The organism is Nocardia sp. NPDC004722, from assembly GCF_053601505.1.
This window is the reverse complement of sequence record NZ_JBSGBY010000962.1, coordinates 1-2,014: the sequence shown is the minus strand read 5'-3', so window position 1 is coordinate 2,014 and position 2,014 is coordinate 1. Positions and strand designations below refer to the sequence as shown.

The 2,014-nt window shown below is 67.9% G+C and carries 3 protein-coding genes; all 3 read left to right on the top strand.

From position 1 onward, the window contains the following. Nucleotides 1-799 (top strand): ammonium transporter (locus tag ACWELQ_RS44600; protein ID WP_452403005.1); only part of this gene is annotated, 799 nt, incomplete at its 5' end. Beyond that, the gene (locus ACWELQ_RS44595) at nucleotides 799-1,167 is read left to right on the top strand and encodes a hypothetical protein (RefSeq protein ID WP_452403004.1); all 369 of its coding nucleotides are present in this window, start codon (nucleotides 799-801) and stop codon (nucleotides 1,165-1,167) included. The genes ACWELQ_RS44600 and ACWELQ_RS44595, both read left to right, overlap by 1 nt. Before the next feature lie 103 nt (nucleotides 1,168-1,270). Further along, nucleotides 1,271-2,014, top strand: a 744-nt coding sequence (locus ACWELQ_RS44590) for a hypothetical protein (protein WP_452403003.1), incomplete at its 3' end; no start/stop codon positions are given.

The window sequence follows — 2,014 nt, the reverse complement described above, 5'->3', positions numbered from 1 at the left end:
AGAACGCGCGGTCCCCAACAACCTGCCCATGGCCGCGGCCGGCGCGGGCATCCTGTGGCTGGGCTGGAACGGATTCAACGGCGGTGACCCGTACTTCTCGGGATCCGATGCCTCCCTGGCCGTCATCAACACCAACCTGGCCACCGCGGTCGCGGTGCTGACCTGGGTACTGTGGGACATGTTCGCCGGTCCGGCGCGCAAGCCCAACTTCCTGGGCGCGGTCAACGGCATGATCGCCGGTCTGGTCGCCATCACCCCGGCGGCCGGTTTCGTGAACAGCTTCGGCGCCATGGTGATCGGCTTGATCGCCTCGACCCTGGTGTGGCTGTCGTGGAACAAGCTCGGGCGTACCAAGTTGTTCCGCAAGGTCGACGACACCCTCGGCGTGGTCCACACGCACGGCGTGGCGGGTCTGGCGGGCGGCATGCTCGTCGGCGTGCTGGCCGACCCGAACATCAAGGTGTACCTCGGCACCGGCGGCGCGGCGGACTCCACCTACGGCGGCTGGCTCTACGGCCACAATCCGAAACTGCTGCTGTGGCAGGCGGGTGCGGCCGGCACCGTCATCGTGTGGGACGCGTTCATCACGTTCGCGATCTTGAAGATATTGAGTCTGTTCATGAGTCTGCGCATGCCGGACGAAGTGCTCGAGACCGGCGACGTCGGAGCGCACGAGGAAGAGGCATATCCGGATGAGACACTCGTGCACGCGCAATCGGGGGTGCTGAAGAAACCGCCGGCGCGCGCCGCCGCGCCCGCGGAACAGGATGGAGCGGAGATTCCGGCCAAGGAATCCTGATGTCGGCGCCGCTGCAGTTGGGCGGCATGATCGGATACCACGGTATGGACCCGGGCGGCGGCGCGGACGCGAAACTCTTGACACTGGTGTTGCCGCCCGGCCTGTTCGATCAGATCAAACAGGCCCTGGCCGCGTTCGGCGTCCGGCGCATGGTGGTCACCCAGATCTACCGGGTCGACGACCGTGACGCCCGCGTCGAAAGCTATCGCGGGCAGCGTTTCGAAACCGATGTCTCCGCCGGGCTGCGGGTCGAATTGCTGGCCCGGACAGAGGATGTCACCGATCTGGTCCGCATGATCGGGTCGATCGGATCCAATCACGAGGCCGCCAATATACAGATCTGGATGATCGACGCACGCCGATTGTGATCGTGAATACTTGATTGCCGATACTCCCGCCCCGGCCGTATGGTCGAGGCGGGAGTACTGCCGTGCGTTGCTGGTACGGCAAATCGGCGGTGGGAGTGCGTCTTTGGCAGTGCGGTTGGCCTTCGGCCTGGTCGCGGAACGGGATCGGCACGCCTGGCTGATCGAGACCGGGGAAGTCGTCGGGCACGACGGACCCGAGGGCGCGGCGGTCGTGCTCGGCCCGCGCGACAGCGATTCCGTAAGGGTGGCCATCGCCTGCGCCGATCTGGCCGGGCTCGTCGAACTCGGCGGCGTCGTGATCGCCGGTGCCGGAATCGATCTCGGGGACGGTTTCGTCTCCGCCCGGCTGGCCGGGGCGTCCGGGGACCGGCGTGATGCCGTGCTGGCCGCGCTGCGCGTGCTCAAACTCGGTGGCGCGTGGCGGCTGGGGGAGCGCGGGGCCACCCTGGTCGCCCTGTTCGGCGTCACCGCCACCAAACCGGTGGGCGCGGCCGCCGAACAGGCCATCGGCGAAGGGCATTGGGCCCCGGTGCTGCTGGCGTCGGCGGCGGCCGAGCTGCTCGGACCCGAGCAGTTGGTGCGCGTCCTCGCGCTGCGCGCCCCCGACGACGTCGACCCGATCCCCGACGGCGCGCCCTCCGTGCTCGCGGCCCACCTGCGCCGGGTACTCGAACCGTATTCTCCGCGTAGGCGTCTGGACCTGGTGCTCGACCTGTGGAAGCAGGTCTGCGACCGGCAGCTCGCCGACGCGGACCGCCGACTCTTAATCCCGTTGTCAAGCAGCAGTGGTGAGGGGCTCAGGTTGATAGAGCCGGTTGTCGCGGAGGAGTGCCCACACGACGTTGAC

Excerpts from the sequence above, each read along its gene's own strand:
- ACWELQ_RS44595 (WP_452403004.1), top strand. The coding sequence starts at position 799 with ATGTCGGCGCCGCTGCAGTTGGGCGGCATGATCGGATACCACGGTATG.